This window comes from Erysipelotrichaceae bacterium 66202529 (genome assembly GCA_017161075.1).
Classification (GTDB): Bacteria; Bacillota_I; Bacilli_A; order Erysipelotrichales; family Erysipelotrichaceae; genus Clostridium_AQ.
The window spans coordinates 3,665,751-3,688,071 of record CP046174.1; the positions used below are offsets into that span (position 1 = coordinate 3,665,751).

Annotated in this window: 18 protein-coding genes; 2 read left to right on the plus strand and 16 right to left on the minus strand. The window is 42.3% G+C overall.

Going from position 1 to position 22,321, the window contains the following annotated elements; genetic code table 11:
- Positions 1-26: 26 nt before the first annotated feature.
- From truA to GKZ87_17340, 14 genes are all read right to left on the minus strand, one after another.
- On the minus strand, positions 27-788 hold the full coding sequence (gene truA / locus GKZ87_17275) for a tRNA pseudouridine(38-40) synthase TruA (GenBank protein ID QSI27108.1): 762 nt from the start codon (positions 786-788) through the stop codon (positions 27-29).
- Complete coding sequence (locus tag GKZ87_17280; GenBank protein ID QSI27109.1) at positions 781-1,581, minus strand: energy-coupling factor transporter transmembrane protein EcfT; 801 nt, start codon at positions 1,579-1,581, stop codon at positions 781-783. Before GKZ87_17280 ends, truA begins: the two co-directional genes overlap by 8 nt.
- Entirely contained in the window at positions 1,574-2,434 is an 861-nt protein-coding gene (locus tag GKZ87_17285) for an energy-coupling factor transporter ATPase (GenBank protein QSI27110.1), read from the minus strand. The genes GKZ87_17280 and GKZ87_17285 overlap by 8 nt, the downstream gene beginning before the upstream one ends.
- Positions 2,410-3,237 (minus strand): energy-coupling factor transporter ATPase, encoded by an 828-nt coding sequence (locus GKZ87_17290; GenBank protein ID QSI27111.1) that lies wholly within the window; start codon positions 3,235-3,237, stop codon positions 2,410-2,412. Before GKZ87_17290 ends, GKZ87_17285 begins: the two co-directional genes overlap by 25 nt.
- A gap of 323 nt (positions 3,238-3,560) precedes the next feature.
- Positions 3,561-3,728, minus strand: coding sequence for a hypothetical protein (locus tag GKZ87_17295; GenBank protein QSI27112.1), 168 nt, complete (start codon positions 3,726-3,728; stop codon positions 3,561-3,563).
- A 132-nt stretch (positions 3,729-3,860) separates the two neighbouring features.
- The gene (locus tag GKZ87_17300; protein ID QSI27113.1) at positions 3,861-6,371 is read right to left on the minus strand and encodes an ATP-binding cassette domain-containing protein; all 2,511 of its coding nucleotides are present in this window, start codon (positions 6,369-6,371) and stop codon (positions 3,861-3,863) included.
- A gap of 166 nt (positions 6,372-6,537) precedes the next feature.
- Positions 6,538-7,845: a hypothetical protein gene (locus GKZ87_17305; GenBank protein QSI27114.1), complete on the minus strand. Its 1,308-nt coding sequence runs from the start codon at positions 7,843-7,845 to the stop codon at positions 6,538-6,540.
- Positions 7,846-8,009: 164 nt separating this feature from the next.
- Positions 8,010-8,357 (minus strand): hypothetical protein, encoded by a 348-nt coding sequence (locus GKZ87_17310; protein QSI27115.1) that lies wholly within the window; start codon positions 8,355-8,357, stop codon positions 8,010-8,012.
- A gap of 164 nt (positions 8,358-8,521) precedes the next feature.
- A complete protein-coding gene (locus GKZ87_17315; protein QSI27116.1) occupies positions 8,522-9,031 on the minus strand; it encodes a hypothetical protein in 510 nt (169 codons plus the stop codon).
- A gap of 63 nt (positions 9,032-9,094) precedes the next feature.
- Complete coding sequence (locus GKZ87_17320; protein ID QSI27117.1) at positions 9,095-9,817, minus strand: hypothetical protein; 723 nt, start codon at positions 9,815-9,817, stop codon at positions 9,095-9,097.
- Positions 9,807-10,325 (minus strand): LPXTG cell wall anchor domain-containing protein, encoded by a 519-nt coding sequence (locus GKZ87_17325; GenBank protein QSI27118.1) that lies wholly within the window; start codon positions 10,323-10,325, stop codon positions 9,807-9,809. The genes GKZ87_17320 and GKZ87_17325 overlap by 11 nt, the downstream gene beginning before the upstream one ends.
- A 4-nt stretch (positions 10,326-10,329) precedes the next feature.
- A complete protein-coding gene (locus GKZ87_17330; GenBank protein QSI27119.1) occupies positions 10,330-14,490 on the minus strand; it encodes a leucine-rich repeat protein in 4,161 nt (1,386 codons plus the stop codon).
- A gap of 401 nt (positions 14,491-14,891) precedes the next feature.
- Complete coding sequence (locus GKZ87_17335) at positions 14,892-16,484, minus strand: hypothetical protein (GenBank protein ID QSI27120.1); 1,593 nt, start codon at positions 16,482-16,484, stop codon at positions 14,892-14,894.
- Positions 16,474-17,184: an ATP-binding cassette domain-containing protein gene (locus tag GKZ87_17340; GenBank protein QSI27121.1), complete on the minus strand. Its 711-nt coding sequence runs from the start codon at positions 17,182-17,184 to the stop codon at positions 16,474-16,476. The genes GKZ87_17335 and GKZ87_17340 overlap by 11 nt, the downstream gene beginning before the upstream one ends.
- Positions 17,185-17,358: 174 nt before the next feature.
- Here GKZ87_17340 and GKZ87_17345 point away from each other — a divergent pair, with 174 nt between their 5' ends.
- Positions 17,359-18,381, plus strand: a complete 1,023-nt coding sequence (locus GKZ87_17345; protein QSI27122.1) for a DUF2804 family protein — start codon at positions 17,359-17,361, stop codon at positions 18,379-18,381.
- Positions 18,382-18,532: 151 nt separating this feature from the next.
- Here the strand turns inward: GKZ87_17345 and amt are convergent, their stop codons facing one another.
- The gene (amt, locus tag GKZ87_17350; protein QSI27123.1) at positions 18,533-20,212 is read right to left on the minus strand and encodes an ammonium transporter; all 1,680 of its coding nucleotides are present in this window, start codon (positions 20,210-20,212) and stop codon (positions 18,533-18,535) included.
- Positions 20,213-20,786: 574 nt separating this feature from the next.
- Between amt and GKZ87_17355 the strand changes: the two genes are divergently transcribed.
- Entirely contained in the window at positions 20,787-21,215 is a 429-nt protein-coding gene (locus tag GKZ87_17355) for a hypothetical protein (protein QSI28009.1), read from the plus strand.
- A 203-nt stretch (positions 21,216-21,418) separates the two neighbouring features.
- Here GKZ87_17355 and GKZ87_17360 read toward each other — a convergent pair whose 3' ends face one another.
- Complete coding sequence (locus GKZ87_17360) at positions 21,419-22,120, minus strand: hypothetical protein (protein ID QSI27124.1); 702 nt, start codon at positions 22,118-22,120, stop codon at positions 21,419-21,421.
- Positions 22,121-22,321: the final 201 nt, after the last annotated feature.

Genomic DNA, 22,321 nt, shown 5'->3' on the forward strand with positions numbered 1-22,321 from the left:
CCCGCAGAAACCTGCAGGCCGTTATTTTACGATTCGATTATCTGTTCATCCTTTGGATACCTTACCTCAACCAGATAAAGACCCTCTGCCTGTGCCTTATACCGACACAGATGCTTATCCTTCCCATACAGCATCTCTTTTACAGCAGCCACACTCAAACGATGCTTTCCCGCCTCAATCAGTGTCTGTGCAATCATGCGCACCATATAACGCAGAAAGCCGTTTCCTTCAAAAATCATCCGCACGGCATGCTCCTCCTGTACGACATCCAGCCGGGTAATCGTTTTAATTTTCGACTTTCGCGGATCAACCTTACTGCTGGTAAAGCTTGTAAAATCGTGGGTTCCCAGAAATATGCAGGCACACTCCCGCATCCGTTCCACATCCAGCCTTGTGCGATCCTTCCCCATATAATTGTAATAAAACGGATTCTGTACCTCCGTCGTTATCAGATAATCATAGCGCTTGCTGATTGCATGAAAGCGGGCATGAAATGCGTCATCCACAAGACATACCTCCTGAATCCGAATATCATGCGGCAGCAGGGAATTTAATGCCCGTTTCCAGTTCTCCGGCTCCAAATGCTTAACGGAATCAAAGTGAAACACCTGTCCCAGAGCGTGTACATGCGCATCGGTTCTTCCACTTGCGGTAATACTGACAAAGCGGCCCTCCACTTTTTCGATAGCAGCTTCCACCTCCTGCTGTATGGAATGTGTGTTTGTCTGCCGCTGCCATCCCCCATAAGCACTACCATCATAGCTGAGTATTACTTTATATCTAGGCATACAGCATCAAAGCAAGCATACCGCCAAAGATCAGCACAGATGCAAAAAGCAGAATATAATCCCTGGCTTCCATTTTCAACTGCTTGTAACGGGTTCTTGTACGGTTTGGAATATAGCCTCTGGCCTCCATGGCATATGCCAGATCCTCCGCACGCTGGAAAGCAGACACAAACAGCGGCACGATCAATGACAAAATAGCCTTGACCTTTTCCATCAGATTTCCCTCTTCCATATCCACACCACGGGATGCCTGCGCCTTCATAATACGCTGTGTTTCCTCAATCAGGGTAGGAATGAAACGCAGTGCAATGGAAATCATCATCGCAATCTCATGTGCTGGTACATGAATGACCTGAAACGGTTTCAGAAGATCCTCAATTCCCAGCGTTAGCTCCAGCGGCTTTGTTGTGGCAGTCAGAATTGTCGTAATCATAATCATCAGCGCCAGACGTACGACGATGTACAGTGTCTGAGATATGGCTCCCGTATAGACGGAAAGTCCGAATATAGTAAACAGCACTTCCCCATCATGAATGACCAGCAGATTGATCACCAGTAAGAAAACGAGCATGAACAGCATCGGTTTCATCGCTCTCCACAGAAAGGACAGCTTTAATCTTGCCAGCAATGCGGTACCGATCACCGCAACAGCAATTACAGCATAGCCAACATAGCCAGCCGGTATAAATATGGCAATCATCATGATCAGCATTGCCCCGATTTTGGCTCTAGGATCCATGTGATGAATAATGGAATCCAACGGCAGATATTTTCCAAGTGCGATATTATTCATGCCTCTTCACCTCACCTGCAACAGCGGCAGCCAGCTTTTCCATATCCAGAATGGTGCGCTCAATTTCAAAGCCCCGCTTTCGCAGCTCCTCGCGAAGCCGTATGACGGCAGGCGGATTGATATTAAGCTCCTTTAACAGCTCCACGGTTTCAAAAAAGGACTGCACATCACAGTGCTTCTTTATACGTCCATCCTGCACAACAACAACCTCTTCGCAATACTGCAGGACATGCTCCATATCATGTGTTACAATCAGAACCGTTTTTCCATATTTCTTATTCATATCCACAAACAACTGCATCATATCCCTGGCTCCCTGCGGATCCAGTCCAGCTGTCGGCTCATCCAGAACCAGAACGTCCGGATCCATTGCCAGAATCCCGGCAATCGCAATTCTTCGCTTCTGTCCGCCGGATAAATCAAACGGACTGCGCTGCAGATAGCTGTCATCCAGTCCTACAACCTGCAGCACCTCTCTGGCGCGCTGTGCAGCAGCCTCTGCACTGACACCAAAATTCTTCGGACCGAAGCTGATATCCTTTTCTATGGTTTCCTCAAACAGCTGATATTCCGGAAACTGGAAAACAAGACCAACCTGGCGGCGCAGCTCCTTCAAATGCTTCGGTTTGCTTCCGGCTGTTATCGTCTTGTCCAAGATATGCAGCTCTCCCTCTGTTGGCAGCAGCAGCGCATTCAGGTGCTGAACCAGTGTGGACTTTCCACTGCCCGTTTCTCCGATGATAGCAGTCACCTTTCCCAACGGTATCTCCAGATCAATGCCCTTTAAGGCCGCATAGGAAAAAGGGGAATCCGCATGATAGGTATGGGTTACCCTTTGAAATGTAATCGGCATATTTCGTCCACCACCTTTTCCATAGTTGTACAATCCTTCATATCCACACCATGCCTGCGCATGGCCTTTGTAAATTTCAAAGCGAAAGGAATATCCAGCTGAAGATCAATCAGCTCCTTTTCTTTCCGCAAAATATCATCCGGAAGTCCCATCATGACCACATGTCCGCCATCCATGACAATCACATGGTCAGATTTACTGACCTCTTCTATATCATGCGTAATGGAAATGATCGTGATATTGCTTTCCTTATGGATTTCCTGAATCAGCTCGTTGATTTCCGCTTTTCCCTGTGGATCCAGCATACTTGTGGATTCATCAAAAATAATAATCTGCGGTGACATGGCAAGTACACCGGCAATCGCTACACGCTGCTTCTGCCCGCCGCTGAGCTTCGTCGGTTCACTCTGCATGTAGTCCGTCATTTTCACCTTTTGTGCAAAGCGTTCAATGATCGGCTGCATCTTCTCTGTTTCCACCTGATGATTTTCCAGTCCGAACGCAATATCATCCGCAACTGTAGCACCGATGAACTGATTGTCCGGATTCTGAAACACGATGCCTACCTTGTCACGGATATCGTACAGCGTATCCATCGTCAGCTCTTCTTGATCAACATAAATATGTCCCTGATCCTTATCCAGCAGACCGATCAGCAACTTGGCAATCGTAGATTTACCGCTTCCGTTATGCCCGATAATCGTTGTATAGCTTCCCTCATCAATCGTAAAAGAAACATGCTCAACCGCATTGGTTTCCTTATCATAAGAGAATGTCAGATCCTCCACACGTATCTTTTCCATGTTCTCACCTCAAAATTATAGCGTTTTTATTATACAACGAAACGAAAGTGAACACAATAAATCTACCGTGTAAAACAAAACTAACCGTGCAAAGCGCGCTATCTTTCCTATATGTATGAGGTTTCGAAGAAGGAAACAGGGAAATACATGCGATATGTACCCATATGACGAATAGCTTTCAAATAGTTCCTTATATACATATACCGCGGGTATGAAACAGCTTTGTATGCAAAAGCAGTCTATGGAAATTCATCCTTACCGATATCGAATGTAAAGAGGGGATGCTTAAGCTTCCGGTTTTACGCTGGCCTTCTGCCCAATGATTATAAACTCTGACGGATATTCACAGCAATCGCAAGCCCATAGCGTACATCTGCATGCGTGATTATGTTCCTCCATTCGATATGCAGATGGTTTAACATTTTACCCCTGTGGAAGCAATGAACACAGGAGGCGATAACGATACACTCGATTGCGTTAAGCAGACCCATGCTGCAAATGCATTAGCTGCTGTTTCACAGCCCTTGTCTAAAGCATGAAAAAACAGTATCCAAAATGCCCTCATACTGTTCTTTCTCATATAGTTATGTGTTTGAAGTAACTCTTAAAGGCTGTACTGCCGCTTATTTTTTGATTGCATCAATTGGACGCTGGCGGGCAATTCTGGTAACCGGAATAATGCAGGCGATAAAGGTCACCACAGCAACGATTACCAGCATGAGCAGTGGCTGACGCAGTGTGATGATAACTGGAGAAATCAATACACCGATTTCCTCCTTGGCGAAATTATTTGTTATCATCGTCACGATCTGCAATCCCACCATGGTGATCACATAGGAAATAGCCGCCAGCATGACACCTTCCCAAATAAAGATTTTCAAAACATCCATACTCCTTGCACCGATAGCGCGCAGGATACCGATATCCTTCTTCCGATACGAAATGGATACGATGATGAAATTCATCATTAAAACGGCCGCGAAGATAAACAGAGCGATGCTTGCATAAAAGAATACCCGTGTAGCGAAGGACGCAAAGCTTTGAATGCTTTTCACATCCTGTGTAGCAACCGTATTGGCATACAGATTTCTGTCAATGTCGTATTTTTCAAGAAACGGCTTCATGGTGTCATCATCAAAGCTGCTAAGCAGCTCACTTACATAGATAGCGTCTGTAATGTATGGCGTAATCAGCGCCTTATTTACAATGATATCGTTGATTTGATACACATCCTCTATCGTGAAATTTCCCTTTGGCATCAGAACTCCGGCAATTTTTACCTTCTGCTTCACTAATTCCCCATCTTCGCTAAAGCCCTTATCGATATGAAGCTCCACATTTCTTCCGATGAGCCTTACAGCATTCTCCTTTAAAAACGCACGCATTTCCTCCGGTGACTTCTTCGCCATCGCATCGCTGTAAAAAATGTCTGATTTCCCAAGCAGCTGCATGAGCATATCTGGAGTCAGCATGATCTCCTCTTTTTTCACACTCCTTGTGGAACGCACTGCTTTTCCGTCATAATACGTAAATTCACTCGTTGGATAAGAAAGCGTGGAAATCCCCATGGTATCATCATTCATACGCAGATACAGATTGTATAACCGGCTGTCCAGCATGGTTTTCTTTTCCTGCTTCAGCGTTTTCACAAAGCCTTCCTTCACAAAGATTTTATCACTGCTGATTCTTGCGATGTTTCTGAATTCACGGATGAGCTTATAGGTCTTACTGTCATAATTTCCAGCACTGACCTTTTTTAACATGTCGTATTTGCTGTAATCCTGCTTTACAATACCGCTGATGCGCAGCCACCTGCCTCCGATAGGAAGCTGGATGCTTTGCATAATATCCTCATAGGACTTTGGAAACTGCATGGTGCCCTTTTGATCTGCAATGCCCTGTGCAAGAATAATATCTGCCAGATAGGAGGAGATTGCTGTTTCTTCATAGCTGTTGGGATAGCTTCCCAGGATATCCTGAAATCCCAGAACATCGAAGCCGCTCATTTCCGTTAGCTTATACGTATCCACCACTGCCATATAGGCACTGCTGTCAAATGCTTCAATACCAAGATCTCCCAGACGCAGAGGCACATCCTCCCAAGTGTATACACGCGCAAATTTCTGCCCGGGATTATCCTTTAACACGGTACGGATATCAGCGTCACTGATTTGCATTTCCAGATCGGAATAAATACTGTTTCCGTACGCATCCAGATACTGATACCGTACACCGGCAAGCTGCTCCTTCAGCTCGGAAGAAGCCTTATACTGCGCATTCACAGAGCTGAAGCTTCCCACCGCATCCGACAAGGCAAGCAGCAGTAAGGCAAAGCTGGTGAGAAGAATCGTAAAAATCATACGCAGCTTTTTATGTCCAAGGCAGGAAAAGCCGAGGCGAAAGCTGTCTTTAAACGGCAAATGAGAATGAATGGCTTCAAATGCTGCTGTATGCTCTTCCACCTGCGGGGCACTGTCTGAAACCACCATACCATCGGAAAATTCGATAATCCGGTCTGCATAAGTCTGCGCAGAATCCCGGTCATGACTGACAACGATAACCAGCTTTTCCCTGCTCAGCTCCTTCAGTGTATCGAATATTTCTTTTCCGGTTGTTGAATCCAGAGCTCCGGTAGGCTCATCTGCCATTAAAATCTCAGGCTCCTTAATCAATGCCCTGGCTATCGCCACACGCTGCTTCTGCCCGCCTGAAAGCTCATTTGGATATCGCGCAGCATATCCGCTTAACCCCAGACGTTCCAGTATCTGCTCAACCTCCTCATGGGTTGCCTCTTTTTGCTGCAGCTGCAATGCCATGGCGATGTTTTTCTCAATGGTATACTCCTCCATAAGATAAAATTCCTGAAAGATAAAGCCTACATACGTATTTCGATAGGAATCAAAGTCCGATTGCTTGAAATCCGCAGAGCTTTTCCCGTGGATGATCATTTCTCCCTCATCCGCCTGATCCAGACCGCCAATGATATTCAGAAGCGTGGATTTCCCTGACCCGGATTTACCTAATACAAATACCATCCCCCGCTGTGGAAAGCGCAGATTGATATCCTTTAGTGCCCTCGTTTTCACTCCCTTTGCTGTTTTATAGGTCTTTGCTATATGTTTAAGCTCCAGCATAGTAACTCCCTTCCTGTACATTTCATAAACTGTACTACTGTATCTATTACACTAATACACTATATGGATTATGAGATTTTGTCAATGGTCTGAAAGAAATGTGACCATTTTGTAAGGTTTCTATGCTGAATGGATAATAAAAAACAGAATCACATAAGATCCTGCTTTATTCAAATAAGGAAGCATCCTTCTTCCGATATAGCTTTCGTGAAACGATAAATCCTTTATGACTTTTAAACTGCTTATTTAAAAAGTCATAATATGCGCCCGGTGATATAATACCGCTGAGGTCAAACAGATTCAAGCCGATTGAGCTTAACAGGTTTCCGAGAAAGAAGCCGCAGTTGCTGGATACGACAAAGAAGGTTTTCAGCTTGCCTTCCCGTATTTTATAAAATCTCGCATCCGGAGATGTACGGGTGACACGGCTCAGATAATCATCACATTCCCCTTTATAAGGAAGGCCCTTTTGCTTTAGCTGTTCATCACACTCGAAGTCACAAAATGTTCCAAACACCTCCAGAATACGGTCATTCAGTCTTTTTTTCTGTTCCTCATTAAGGGATACACCGAAGCCGATCAGTGTCTTATTTTCATTTTCCAGACAGTTTCGTATGTAGGAAGCCTTCGGAGCGATGATAACCACGCCATCCCCCAGCGTCCCAAACAAATGACGGTTGTGTGGATCGTAACAGCCGTAGGAAATAACCAGTCCACGATACACGACATCTGCATGTCCAAACATCGCAGGCCCGCTTGGTGCCAGATGTATCAGTACCTCCATATCCACCGGTATATCCTCCTTGATTGCATCAAAGCGTTCCTTGATTTCGTCCTCTTTATCTTTATTCAAAAGGGTACTCATCAGATGCGGGGGAATCACGGCAGACAACACCGGGGGAACGGATAGCTGTATTTTCTGATCCAGCTTATCCCCGCTGCCTCTTGGCAATATTTCACGAATCAGATCAAGCAGCGTATTTCCCCCATAAATAATGAAATAGGCTCCCAGAAAGAAGCTGATAACATCCTCATGTGCAATTGGATTCACCAGCAGAAAGAAGGCAATAATCAAATCTCCGCATAAAAAGATTACCTTCATAAACGGAATGGGAAGCCGATCCTTAATTTTGATATAAAATACGATGATTTTGATAATGGCATGTAGCAGAATCCAGCAGCCAATCAAACGCGGAAAAATTGCAAAGAAGGTTTCCGGAATTGTCAGGGATATGATGATGGCAATCAGCCATACGATGATATCCAGAAATTGTCCCCCCTTGTGCTTCAGCTTGCGATAGTTCAGAATCATATTGAAAATACGGATGATCCCTGCAATAGAGATTCCGATAACGAGCGTTGTATACAGCCAGTTCCATACAGCAAGAGAATCAAAGATAAAGGAAAAACCGAGCACACAGAAAAACAGCCCGGTCGCAAACATAGTAAAATAATTAAAGTTTTTTTTCAGCATACCCTCAACTCCCTACTTCCTATAATTATAGCGAAAAGAAAAAATTCCGCAATCTATTTTTTCAGGATATTTCATATACTCAATTTGCATCTGAATCATCGTTATTACATTCCTCCTATCTGAATATAAATAAGCAATAGGGAATTCTTTATACCCATAGGATTTTAATTATAATCAATCTCCTGCATCAAATGCTCTATAAAATCAACATCGTTATATGCCTTTCCAAACGCCTCCATTAGCTGTTGTAATGCATCACCATCCTTTGACAATACACATAGCTGATCGTCGGTTGGTTCATAATCAAAAACATACCATAAGTCTTTCAATACTTCATCATGATACATGAATGCAATCAAAAGAGTGCACCAGTCATAACCACAGCACACAAAGCCATCAGCTTTATGCTTTATGAACAATTCCTTCATATGGTCTTTAATATCAATTGTCACTGAATATGTATCCTTATTTTTTATTATCCTGAATTGTTCGTTTCTCATTGACTTTTTCATATTACGCTCCTATCTTTATAAAGCTGTTGAAAAAAATCGGAATCAAACAGAATGAAAAGGCTCCTCATTCAATTTGATTCCGTTTGTCAGCGTTTTAAATTGCAATATAATCAGAAATACCTTTACATCGCGATATAGGCTTGTGACTTTATCTGTACGATCTTTTAATGCATTGCTACCGTGTATGTTAAGATATCCTTATGTACACCTTTTTTGGTAGCAATGGATGAGCCAGGCAAAGTTGCAGTACCGGCCTGTTTTGTAGCCTGTGATGTCAGATTCACAGTGATTGGTGTTGAACCATCCATTTTTTTAGATCCATATTCCAGAGTATACGGTAATTCATCGGTTCCATCAGATAGAGATAATTTCATTCCCTTTGCTGATTTTACTGTAACATCGACACTTTTATTCAATGCGACAATATCATTACCATTCAATCCAACAAGCTCAAGATCCGCATTTACCGATTTCGTTGTTTCTGTAAATTGAATAGATGCTGGTACTCGTACACCCCACTTTCCTGCATCAGGATCACTAGGATCAACAATTGTTTCTGAATTGTCATACGTAACATCTACATCCTTGGTATCCTCATCTGCTGCAAATACTGTTGTCGCACCTAATGACAGGAACATTGCCATAGCTGCTGCTGTTGCGAATAGTTTTTTCATCTTTTTTTCCTCCTCTATTCTTATTTATTTGTAAGAAGATTTCTTCTTTCTTACCATCTGTTTTTATTCCTTTAGTGAAATAAGATTCGTTTGGACAGCACCACCATTCAGCTCTTTTTCATAATCTTCTAATGAATAGGAGCGAATTTTAATTGTTATTGGATAAACACCTTCCGGCAATGGTTTACTAAGCTTTTCTTTAACGACTGCTTTGCCTGGCTCAATTAAACCGCTCGTATAAATAACCTCTTCTGTTTTATCTAAAACAACCGTATACTGGAAATAACATGGATTCTCTCTTGGGTTGCTGAACGCCACATAAATTATATCCGTATCAGCCTTCATACGAAGACTATCAAATCCAGGTATCAATATGGAGTTTGCATCCCAATTTGAAGGTCGCTGCAGTTTCCCTTTATAATCCTGTGAATTCGGGTCAAGCGGTACATTGCCCTGAGTGTTCCAAAACATACTGATGAGCAAGGCAATCATCATAAAAACTAAGAATATATAATTTATATTGCTCTTTTTTGCTGCTAGATATGTATCCTTTTCTACTTCAATATAACCATATGTACGATATAACAAGGCCCTATAGGTTCCAGTCGGCACTGCCTTTATCAGCTTATTCCCAACAGGAATATCTATTGTTCTTCCTTTTATTGCTTTTGTTCCAACCTCACCTATCACTGCATAGGTCTTATCCTGATATTTTTCTTTCATATCCTTATATGATAAGCATGGCCAATTGACACCCTTGCTTCTAAACTCTCTCTTACCTCTCATCGTACTGATTTCCCCTTTTCTTCTTTATAAAAATTATAAAGCCTGTGGATAGCAATATAATCGAAAGGTAATTCACTGTATTTGTAGTATCCCCTGTGTTCGTTGTATCTGTGTCTTTTTGAACATACGATGATTGTTTACAAAAGGTAACTATCAGCTTTGTATCATGATCCTTTCCTTTTACAGTAAAGGCTTGTTGCTGCAGTAGATTGGTTATATCTTCCCCGTCATATTGAATAGTGGCGATTTCATATCCATATGCAGGTTTTAATATAAAGTGCTTGCTTTCATCATAATGCAATGTATAGATTGTTGGATTTTTCAATGCTACTCCCTGGTCTATCAAGGTCCCTTCTCCCTGTACACGAACTTCCATGTGAAATGTTTTTAATTCATTATCTTGCGGTACATAGTTTACCTCAACCTCATACGCACTTACAGGAAGGATAGTAATACTGATCAATGTGAGAATAAGAACTACTGCGAGCCTGTAATATTTGCTATGCATACCATCACTCTCCCAATTTAAAGCTAAACATTAAGCTTCCTTCATATATGCCGCGTTTCCATTGACTATTTGTTGCTGTACGGAGGTGGAATTCCTTCTGCTTCGTCCCCTTCATACTTAAAATCATGAGTGGTTTGGACGCATCTACATATGGTTTTTGTTCAGCATTCAACACTGTAACAGTATAAGCATGCTTTGACTCCGCATTAGTCAGTGTGATGGACGGTGTACAATAAATTTCAACTGTCTTATCCGGCATTGTAGCATCCTCAGCATGCGACTCATCTACACGGATTATTTCGGTGGAACCTGCAAAACCGCTTCCTGATAAATTTTTTAAAGTGATTCGATTAGGGATTGACACATAATAGCTAGCATCCTGTGCTGTCCAGTCGGCATACAGATATGTATCTTGTAATGGCGGCTTGTAATTCTTCAAATTTTCAATTGTATCTCCAGAGCCATCCTGTTTTGTATTCCATCCGGAAAAGCTGTTTCCTGTTTTTGTGACCTTAACATCACTGATATCCACGTTATTGTTTTCGATTGTAAAGGATCGAACAGTATCCGGTTCTCTTCCTCCATTGGTAACTAGATGCAGATTATAAGATACAGGCTTCCATGCGGCAGTCAGTGTGACGGATGAAATTTGATCATCAGAAGCAATCTCCTTAAAAGCAGTTTCATCAGTTATATTTTCATCACTTCCTGCAACGAGCCATCCTAGAAATTCATAATGCTCTTTGCTCGGGGTTCCTGGCAGTAAGCCATTCTGCTCCCAGGTTACAGGCTTATCCGTATAAGTAGGTGTACCGCCTTTAGTATCGTATTTTACTAAATATTGCTTCTGCATATACTGGGCAATAAAAACGGTATCCTCTTGAATATTCGTTAATGGACGATCCCAGCCGGTAAAGGTGTATCCCTTACGTTTTGGATCCGCAGGCGGAATTGCACTATTTCCTACAGCTATTTCTACTGCCTCCTTTAGTGTCGTACCGTCCCAATCTTTGAAGGTAACTCGTACTACATTGCTGACAGAAATGATGATTTCCTTTTTCACTGTGATATCCATCTTATCATCCGGTGTCTTTGTCTTAGCAGATAGCACTGCAGTGATGCGGTTTCCGGATGCATTCAACGCCTGTTTAATATCCTGCAGCGGTGTTTCCAGTGTTACTGTGATTGGTGTTTGTTCATCATTGTTACGGTATGCATGTGCCTGTGCACTGTTTAAGATGCTTTGCTCAGTAAGACCTGCCACCTTGTCAAGAGATATAGAAAAGCTATTTGCTTCTATACACGCATAAACCAGTTCCTGAACAGTAACCGTTTGCGTCGTATCCGCACTATTTGTAGAGGCGGTTATGGAATATTCGCCATTCATCGTAACCGGATAATCAAATTCATACACTGGAACATTCAGAAAATCTTTTTTTTCACCATCCGGCAGCGTAACGGATTTAATATTAGCATTTTCGGGTGCTGTAATCACTGCATGAATCACCGCCCTGCTATGTGCTGCATCGTATGTAACAGAAGTTGTGATATCAGTATACTCTCCATCGTAATATACTGTAGCACCTTCTGCTCCCCATGGCTGTGCCCAGGCAATTGATGAGGAGTCGCGAGCCTGATGAACATAAATAATATTTCCTTTATAGCCAGTTAAAGACTTTGATGCATACTCTAGGGTTGATGGAAGTTTGATTTGTGTTATATTCGTGCCGTTAATTGCATTTTCTCCAAGCCGAATCAATCCCTCCGGCAGGTTTAGAGCATTTATGGAGGTACAGCCCTGAAATGCACTATCATAGATTTCTGTAAGCCCTGATGGTAATGTGAGGGTAGTTAGCGCACTACAATTAGAAAATGCATATGAATTGATTGTCTTAATGGATTCTGGAAGCACGATTGTTTGCAACTTTTTATTGCTGGTGAACATGCTTGAGGGAATTTGTTTCAACGTATTTGGTAGAATAACCTCCGTAAGCTCTGGACAATAGCCGAATATCCCTGCTCCCAATTTGGTGACGCTGTTAGGTATGCGCAAAGATGTAAGCTGCGTCTTTTGAAAAGCATAGGTTCCAATACTTTGCAATGTATCAGGTAATGTCACAGCTTCTAATGAACTGTAGCTAAAAGCGTAATCCGAAATTGTTGTCAATCCATCAGGTAGAATGATTGATTTTAATTGTGTACAGCCATAAAACATATTCTTAGGTATGGTTTTCAAATTTCTTGGCAATCTGACATAGCTTAGTGATGTACAATTATTGCAGGCTTCATCTGCTATTTCTGTAACCGTATCAGGGAAATAAATTGAGGTGATATCAGTCTTTGCAAACGCACTTTCTCCAATTTTCGTTATTTTAATACCCCGAACCTCTTCCGGTATCGTAACAACTGTGTGATTTTGTGAGTCCGTATGCTGCGAGGTATCCTGACCGTTATGATCCAATGGCTTGAAACCAATCAAGGTTCCCTCATCGTCTACATAGAAGCAGGAATTATCGCTATCCTTCCAATAAATAGAGGCTTTATTTGCTCCCCAAGGACTTCCTATGACTTCATTTACATTTTTAGACAATAAATAAATCTTCATAGTGTTTGTTACATTAAAAGCGTTTTTGCCGATTGTTTTAATCCCTGAACCAAATTGAATCTGTGTGACAGCAAGGCTAAAGGAGACAAATGCTTCCTCCCCAATATCAGTAACAGAATCAGGAAATACTATTTTTTTATCATTTAATCCTAATTTCCCACATTGATAAAAGGCTCTTGTACCAATACTTTTTAACGTATTTGGAAAACTAACAGCTAAAATGCTGGAATTACTATTGAATGCATTATCCGCGATGGATGTCACGGTAATTCCGTTTATCACTGAAGGGATATTAACTATAGTATGATTTTGAGATGCCGTATGCTGTGATGAATTTGTAGTATGGTTCAACGGTTTAAAGCCTAATATTTTACCGTCATTACTAATATAAAAACAGGAATCATCATTGCTCTGCCAATATATTTGCGCATTTACTGCACCCCAGGGAGCCCCTACCACATCATTAACAGCCTTATACTCTAAATGAATTTCAATACCGCTTTTTGTTCCATCAAATGCATTCTGGCCTATTGTCTTTATTGATGAACCAAATACTATCTTCTGTAAGCTTGAACAACTATAAAATGCCTTATTATCAATCGTCTCAACGCTTTCAGGTAATGTTATATCTGTAAGTTTGAAACAGCTTGAAAACGCACTGCTCTTAACTGATTTCAGATTGACAGGCCATTTGATATACTGCAAAGAGGTACAGAAGTAAAAGCTATTGCTGGAAATGCTCGTGATAGTATCCGGTAGTGACAGACTTGTTAATCCGCTGTATGCAAAAGCATACTCTGAAATTAGTTGAAGATTACTAGGTAACACGATGGATTGCAAACTACCAGTATTGTAAAATGCATATGATCCAATTGATGTCAGTGTTGAGGGGAGTTGAATGTTCTTTAATGCACTATCTTTGTAAAAAGCCCTAGTACCTATGCTCAAAATACCCTCTGGTACGATCAAATTATCAACTTTGGTTTCTTCAAATACAGAGGCAGGAAGTTCTGTTAGCTGATTTGACAGTGTTACTGAGGATAAAGAGCTACAGCCATTAAATGCATTTCTGCCCAGCGATGTTACGCTGTTTGGTATAACAATGGAGGTTATTCCAGTATTTCCGGAAAAAGCGCTATTCCCGATTGTAATAAGATTATCATTTAGCACAACTGATGTAAGCTGCTGACCTGAAAAAGCACTTTGTCCGATTGCTGTAATTTCAATCGTTTTCCCATCCTTTATATAGGAATCCGGAATCACAATATCCTTAGGTGCATCCGGTCTTGCGGAATAGTTTACGATCATTCCCGGATTTGCAGTATCAAATGTGAAGAATGTCGGATCTGTTGGAACCGATACCGCAGACAATAAGGCTGTTCTCTGCACCACTGTATCTATTTTTTTTCCAACATAAAGTGCAGTTTTTTCATGTTTGTGATTACTTTCAGTACTTGGCGCCTCAGGCCTAATCATTGTAACTGCATGTATAAGATTTTGCGGAATCATCATCAGTAGCATCCCTATCATTAGCAAGCACGTTAAAAACTTTCTTTTCATATACATCCTCCTATCTTTGCACCATGATTGAAACTTCTCAATTTCTGTTATCTGCCGATTTTCAATAAGATACTTATATCTTTATTTACCGAATAGGGTATAGACAAGGTACATTTTCTCTGATATATCCACTATTTTCTGTCCGTTCACAACATATGTGCAGGGATTATGCAGAATGTTATACTTTATTAAATAGTGGTAGAAAATAGAAAAAATGCAGGAAAAAGGAAAAAAAGAATAAAAAAAAGACAATATCGCTATAAAACGAAATGTCTCTAAATGTATAATTTTATGTACAATCAACTACATTTATATATTACCAAATTTTACCAATTATAGCAATGCTTTTTTAATTCTTCTGCAAAATAATAACGTTTTGCATACTCCACATATAAATTCATTTATTTTAAATGAAAGGTTTTCGGTGCCAGACGATATACCAAAACAAGTGCGAATGCGATATACACTATGGTAGCGGCCAGGACACCGCTGACAAACATCAGGCTGCCCTCTATCTGCATACACAAATAGCACAGCAGATACACCAAACCGTTCAGTATAGACATAAACGGATTCTTCATATCAAACTGCTCGTTATACGGCTGAAAGATATAATAGACAAACAGATAATGAATACTGAAAAATACAGCCAGACACAGTACTGCAAAATCAAACAACAGCAGGGTTGGCAGCGTATAGGATATTCCGCACAGGATAACAGTTATATTTACATACAGGCACAAAACCATAAGCAGCATCATATTGTAAAAGCAAAGCCTTTTCAGCCGAAGCCGAAAGTTTTCCAGCACCGCCTCTTTCCTTCGATAATAGCTGTAATGCAGCAGGGATACATCGCAATTCATGAACATTGCCTTGCAGACGCGCTGGGAAATGCTGAGAATATAGGAAAGAAATACAAACGGTGGAAGCAGCTCCAGAATATCCTTTGTGATTTTCATATCCTCTTGAAAAACGATTATTGCTATGGTACCAGCTCCCCAGAGAATCGTCATGATTGCCAGGCGAAATCGTACCGGCTTATAAATCAGATGCTTGTGACGACGGAAAAACAGTTCATTTAAAAAGGCATAGCCGCTTTTATCTGTTTGAAGGTGAAGCTCCTCACTGGTGAAGCTTTTTTCATCCACGGCAACCTCCATCTGCTTCATTTCCATGTCGTTTAGCTTTAAAATCTCGTGATTCTCCACAAGCAGCCTGGTAAGAAGCTCACTGTAGCAAGAATAGGTATGTGCATAGCGCAGATAGGGAAATATAGCCATTGCGCAAAGCAGAGCGCTCACACAAAACAGAGGCCGGGCAAAGGATATGTCCAGCTGCAGCCAGTATAGGAGATACAATACAAGCAGGGAACCCAGTGGTATCAGAAGCTGATAGGTGTTCTTTTTGAAATAGAAGCGCCGGTGTACAGCAAAGCGGTGCATCTGTATTGCATCCACAAGCAGATGGGAGCCAAGATATCCGCAGCCCGCCAGAAGTGCATACCAGTAAGGGAATGAAAGCATAAAGGATAAAAGAAATGTACTCAGACTTAATCCAACCATATTCATACCATAGCTGTACCAGCTGCGGGATTGCAGACAGCGCTTTGCCTCCATGCGCATCTGACGGCTGAGAATAAAAGTCTCCTCATCCGCAATTAACAGCTTGGAATTACAAACAGCCCCTGCCACAAGGCTTAACAGGACAAACCCAAACAGGAATCCGTTGGATATTTGTTCATCGGACGCATCCTTTTGCAGATTGATCAGCGGTACAGCAATGATGACAAACAGGTACAGCAGATTTTTCAAAAGGTTCATCAGGATATCCAGCAGAAATGAAAAAACACTCAGTACTGCCTTTAAATGAACAGCGGCATAGCAGCCTTCCTTTAACAGCCTTCCTAAAAAGGGAAGTCTTCTGAAAAAATAGAAAAAACCGTTAACCTTCCGTGTTGTCCGTATACGAAACAGCAGCAATATATCATACAGCATGCACATCATCCTCCTGCAGCAGAGAAACGATTTGTTCCTCAAAATCGTTCTGTTCCAGAAGCTCATGATCCAGCTGCTTTAGGGCTCCGTTATGCAAAAGCACAATTTCATCACAGAGGTCGCTTGCCAGCTGCAGGATATGGGTTGAAAAAATAAGAATATGCTCCTCCTTCATTTCCAGAAGCAAATGCTTCATTTCATTTGCCACAACAACATCAAAGGAAGTCAGCGGCTCATCCAAGAGGATTACCCTGGGGCGGGAGATGAGAAAGCCAAGCATCTGCAGTTTGTTTTTCATCCCGTGACTGTATCCCTTAATCAGCCGGTGACGATCCTGGGGTGCGATCCGCATCAAATCAAAATAGGTATCAATGCTCTTCGTTACATCTATTTCTTTTGCATGAATATCCATATAAAATCGTATATATTCATAACCGGTCATAAATTCAGGCAGAATCGGGCTGGAATATGCATACCCGATATCTTTGTCCTCAACCTTGCGTAAATTTCCCTGCTCTTCAATTAGAAAATCGCCGTCACAGGAAATTTCATGAGCTATACAATTAAATAAGGTTGTCTTTCCGCTGCCGTTTCTTCCAAGCAATCCGTAAATATTCCCCTGTGTAAAGGTGGCATTGCAATTTTCCAACACACTTTTTTCATCATAGCTTTTCTTTACATTCCTGATATGAAGCTTCATGTCAAATACCTCCCATCTTTATAGTAATCTATTTAAAACTACAATGTCCCATGTCTTGGTATCAGCATACCTGTGTGAAAACCATTTGTCAATCAAATTCACATATTTACCAGCCGCCTTGTAATTTACACAGCCTCTTACTATAATGGAGATATAAGGAAAGGAGCTTAGGATATGCGAAACCATGAAATAACAAAGCGGCAGCCGCTGCTGGATGCAGCCGGTACACTGACAGAGCCGGGCTGGTCACGCTCCCTGCTGCAGGAATATGCAAGGAAGGATATTAAGGCACCGCGCTGGCGGATTAAGAAATGGGATTACTATCTGATTCTCAGCAAAAGCTATGGTGTTGCGTTCACCATATCCGATGATGGCTATATCGGTTTACAATCGATATCTCTGCTGGATTTCAAAAATAAGCGGGAGCATACGGAAACGATCCTCACTGCCTTCCCTATGGGCAAGCTGCATATGCCTGCATCATCCACTGCCGGAAGCTGCCGGTATAAGGACAAGCGTCTGGATATCGAATTTCAGGTCACAAAGGGAGCACGTACAATTCGCTGTGATTTTCAAAATTTCTATCACGGTCTGCCGTTACATTGCGAGCTTACGCTGCAGCAGCCGCCCATGGACAGCATGGTAATCGCAACGCCATGGAAAGAAAAGAAAACCGCCTTTTACTATAATCAGAAAATCAACTGTATGAGAGCAAGTGGAGAGGTTCGCTTCGATAACACGATCCTCCATTTTGATCCTAAAAAGGATTTCGCTACTCTGGATTGGGGACGCGGTGTATGGACATATGATAATATCTGGTACTGGGGTAATGGAAACGGCATCATAGAAGGCAAGCCCTTCGGCTTTAATGTCGGTTACGGCTTTGGGGATACCGCAGCGGCAAGTGAAAATCTCTTGCTGTATGACGGTGTTGCGCACAAGCTGGATGATGTAGTTTTCCACATTCCTGAGGACAGCTATCTGAAGCCATGGCAGATCACCTCCAGCGATGGCCGTTTTGAGATGATATTTCAGCCCATTCTCGATCGCTGTGCCAAAACAAGTGCAGTGGTCATAGTTACGGATCAGCACCAGGTATTCGGTTATCTTAGCGGCTCTGCAGTGCTGGATGATGGAAAAGAGCTGAAGCTGGATCATATGCTCTGCTTCTTTGAAAAGGTGCACAACCGCTACTGATCAGCATCTGGTTTTATGTTGCATAATCATACTGCCTGTAGCTGTGCTATCGAGCAGTTTTGTATGTCCGTATCCTGTAGCTGTGAGCATACAAAGAAAGCACGTAGAAACGTAGCTGAAGAAGCTCTTTCTGCGTGCTTTTTATTTTTTATTATTCGTCGTTCAGACTTGCCCCTCCTTCCTGTCCGGTGCTTACACGAATCACATTTTCCACATCATAAATGAAGATTTTTCCATCACCAGGCTGTCCGGTATACAGAACACGCTTGATCGTATCCACGACTGTCTGAACAGGAATAGCACAGACGACAACCTCAACCTTGATTTTCGGAAGCAGCGTCGCATCCATTTCCACACCGCGATAGTAAGCAGTATGTCCCTTTTGTACGCCATAGCCGAGTACCTGTGAGAATGTCATTCCGTTGATACCAAGGTCATTCAGCGCATTTTTCAAATCATCGAAGCGACGCTGATTTGTAATAACGGTAATTTTCGTCATTTTAGAGGAGGTATCTCCACTTGCGGCAGGCATTTCCTTCAGCTGCACTACTGCCTTGCTTGAAGCATTCTGAGCCATTGCCAGTGTTTTTGTGAATTCTGCACCGCCGGTTGTCGGCATGAAATCCGCATAGGAGCTTGCCAGTCCATGCTCGTGGATATCCAGACCATCCAGTTCCTCTGTCTCACTGACGCGAAGACCGATGGTCTTTTTAATCAAAGTGAAAATAATGAGCATACAGACGCTGACCCAGGCCGCAACACTTACCACACCGATTGCCTGGATAGCGAGAAAGTGAAAGCCTCCCCCGTAAAATAAACCACCATCTGTCGCAAACAAACCAACCAGCAGCGTACCGGCAGCCCCACAGCAGCCATGCACACCAATCGCTCCGACAGGATCATCAATGTGCAGCTTTTTATCCACAAATTCAATACCGAACACCACCACGAAGGCCGCAATCAGACCGATGAAGAAGGCTCCGAAGGGATCTACCATATCACAGCCTGCCGTGATTGCCACAAGTCCTGCCAGAGAGCCGTTTAAGGTCATGGAAACATCCGGCTTCTTATAGCGGATCCAGGTAATAAACATAACAGCAACCGTAGCTGTCGCTGCCGCAAGATTGGTTGTCACAAAGATGTTTGCGGCACTTGTAATCGTATCATCCCCTGTCATAGATACTGTGGAACAACCGTTAAAGCCAAACCAGCAAAACCACAAAATGAAGACACCGAGAGCACCCAGGGTCAGAGAATGCCCAAGTATTGCCTTTGGTTTTCCATCCTTATCGTATTTTCCAATACGCGGTCCCAGAATGGAGGCACCAATCAACGCTGCAATACCGCCAACCATATGCACGGCAGTGGAGCCCGCAAAATCATGAAAGCCAAGCTCTGCCAGCCAACCGCCGCCCCAGATCCAGTGACCGGAAATTGGATATACAAACAGTGAAATCAGAACGGAGTACATACAATAGGCAGAAAATTTCGTACGCTCTGCCATCGCACCGGAGACTATCGTTGCGGCGGTTGCACAGAACACCGTTTGAAAAATAATATAGGCACTGGATGGATAGCTTCCACCGTAATTCCCCTGAATGAAAAAATCCAGTCCACCCACCAGCGGCCCGTCACCGCCAAACATGAGTCCAAAGCCAATCAGCCAGAATACAATCGTTCCCAAAGCGAAATCCATAAGATTCTTCATAATGATATTCCCGGCATTTTTCGCACGGGTGAAGCCTGTCTCCACCATGGCAAAGCCTGCCTGCATGAAGAATACCAGTACGGCTCCTAATAAAACCCATATGGTGTCTACTGATGATAACATAACATTTCCTCCTCTTTCTCGTAAAAAGGGCATACCGTACGATGACGGCACGCCCTTGTGCACACGCTGCTTTCTGCATGCTGAGAAAAGAAAAGACGCCTTTAGACCGAGTGATCTGAAAGCGCCCTTGCTCTTCATGCTCTCTATTTTATGAAAAACAAACATACTTGTCAACAGAATTTACAATTTATTTCAAATAATTTCCATTTTATTTCAAGAATATTCCTTTGAAAGCGATTAAATGAAGCTGCATACTGCATTCTATATCGTCTATCTTTAGTATACCACATAAACTGAATTTATTTTAGTCTTGTAAAATTCACAGCATAAGAGATAATACAGATGAAGGATATACATCCCTACCGTCCTATATCTATATACGCTTTTAAAGTCGATCCTGCAGGAAAGGAATATATCGCATTTTATTGAATCCTATCTCCCTCATACAAGCACCCACTAAAATGCGATGGTACCGTTTATGAAAAAACTATTACGCACAGCTCTTTTATTGCTCTGTCTCCTTCTGTTTTCTGCCTGCGAATACAGCACAGATACCGTTATTCCGGAAGACTATATTCATAATCATTTTAAAAATTATGAGCAGTTAAATGTGGTAGAGGATAAGCAGCTTATGATGTATTTGGTAAAACAGGAACAGGAGTATAATTTGTTGATATTCAAAGAAAAAGGATCTGCCTTCCTATATGAAGGCGGCAGTATATCCGATATCCCTTACGGCCATATGATCGTAGGAACTTCTGATAATACCCGTGTTACTGTCTATCTTGATAACAGTATCGTTAAGGCCGAACGCTATGAATTTGATCTTAGTACCTACAATGACAATGAGGATATGCTTACCATATCGCTGGGTGGATTATCAAATAAGGATACCTATCTCATCAAAAACTACAACTTTCTTCCACCTTATACCAGTATTTCTCAGCTTCGTTTTTATGATAAAAACGGAAAGCGCATAGACGAAACAGCATTTCTTGATTAAAGAATACATGCCCCGGTGCGAGCAGCCGGGGTTTTCTATGCAGGAATGGATTTCTATTCTGTAAGGATAGGTATTTTGCTGATGCACTGTTTCAAGCTGTTTTCAGACCGCATAAGCTCCACAGGCTATCCAAAGGCTTTTTGTAGTAAAAAAGGCGCCACAGCATATCCTGGCGTCCTTTCCTTTTGTATCACTTATGATAATCAGTAAATAACCTTACTGCTCCAGCCCTTATATTCTCCACGATGGAGTTTAGCTTCAGCGGCAACATACAGGATGTTTCCCATCAGCTTGATATCATCAATCGGCGTGATATGCAGCACGATCAATTCCAGATCCTCATCCCCTCTTGTGATGACAAACCCTTTGTTGATCACTTCATTTTTAAAGGCATCCATATCCTCTGCCGTTTTAAACACAACACGGTGCTGAACAGGGCGTTCATTTTCATGTACGTCACCTTCCTGCAGCATATCATCCATCAGCTTTTTTGCCTGCTCCTTCAATGCAGCCACTTCACTCTTTAAAAGAGACGGGAAATCTGTATCGAATTCCTCTGCCGCAGTCTGCACTGTTTCTTTTGCATCCTCTGCTTTATCCCTGAGCGTATCCGCCAGCTCCTCAGCAACTTCTTTTCCTTCTTCTACAGCATCCTTGGCAAGCTCTTTTACATCCTCTGCCGTATCTGCTGCCGCTTCTTTTACAGCCTCCATACAGGATGCAGGATCACTGATCGGCCCTTCTTCAATCTCGTCGTCCATATCCACATCATCCAGATCATCCTCATCCTCCAGAAGTCCCTGATCCAGATCTATGATCTGTTTTTCCTCATCCTTTTTCAGCTTGTAGGCAACCAATGCCGCAGCTCCGGCAAGTACCGCCAGTGCAGGTATTATCTTTTTCATAGTATCACCACTTTCTTGTTTCTATTGTATCACAAAACATGCGAAATGATACAGGAAATACAAAGGTTTTGCGACAAAAACAGAGATATTTTCATCGCAGCCGGGTTAATAAAATATGAATTATGAAAGCTTTTGCTTTCCTCATCCCAAACATAACCGGATGCCTTTCACTCTGCTTTTCCAAACACAGGTGACAGAAAG